1 protein-coding gene is annotated in these 945 nt (G+C 58.7%); it reads left to right on the plus strand.

The window, feature by feature from the left end; translation table 11 throughout:
• Positions 1-89: 89 nt before the first annotated feature.
• Positions 90-758, plus strand: coding sequence for an HAS-barrel domain-containing protein (locus LKE08_RS03270; protein ID WP_324702764.1), 669 nt, complete (start codon positions 90-92; stop codon positions 756-758).
• Positions 759-945 lie beyond the last annotated feature (187 nt).

Here is a 945-nt window from a genome sequence, read left to right on the forward strand (position 1 = left end):
CCTGGTAAGGCTTTCATCCCTCTGGATGGATATAAGGGACGCACCCCTGACCAGCCTTATAACTGTCTGTATGTTCCGATCTGTGAGCCATGCGCCTTCCCTTGCCTCAATTTGCGGCAGCCAACCGGCACCGCGACCACTTCGCCGAGGTGATCGAAACGTCAACCTGCGAGTTTCTGGCTCAGTGCTTGGAACCGGAGGATCTCAGCTTTCCGGTGATGCCGCCTTTCGGGAGTTGGGTGGTGGCGGTGGACGAGGAGTCCGGCAACCGGGTGTACGCGATCGTTTACCACGCGACGACGAGTCCCATCGACTCCGTTCACCGGGCTCGGGCTTTGGGCCTGTCCCTGCAAGAGTTGCGGGAACAGCAGCCCCAAATTTTTGCCATGCTGAAAACCGAATTCCGGGCGGCGATCGTCGGTTTTGAAGAACCGCCGCAAGGGAGGAACGGATCGCGGCCCGATCGCGGCAAAATTTATCAATACCTCCCCCCCCGTCCCCCCCAAATTCACCAAGCTGTCTACCGCTGCTCGGCGGAAGCGGTGGTCAACTTCAGCGAAAGCCTGGATTTCCTGCGGACCCTCCTGCAAGTAGCCAACGCTCCGGTGGATTCGTTGGTGGCCGCAACCATCCGAGAAATTTATCAACTCCGACACTGCGATCGCCCCTGGCTGGTGGAAGCCGGACGCTCCATCAGCGTCCTCCTCAAAGACGATTACGATCGCCTGCGAATGATCCTCAAGCAGATCAATCCCTAGAGAATCGGGAGTTGGGGGGCAGGGGGGCAGGGGGGCAGGGGGGCGGAGGAGGCGGAGGAGGCAGAGGAGGCAGAGGAGGCAGAGGAGGCAGGGGAGGCAGAGGAGGCAGGGGAGGCAAATTTATAGTCAGATCCGTACAAATTCCCCAATCATCTGAATATGATTTTGGCTATTAGCTTGGGAATTG

The organism is Lyngbya sp. CCY1209 (assembly GCF_035615495.1).
Taxonomy (GTDB): Bacteria; Cyanobacteriota; Cyanobacteriia; order Cyanobacteriales; family Microcoleaceae; genus Limnospira.

Coding starts and splice junctions, on each gene's coding strand:
- LKE08_RS03270 (WP_324702764.1), top strand. CDS start 90: ATGCGCCTTCCCTTGCCTCAATTTGCGGCAGCCAACCGGCACCGCGAC.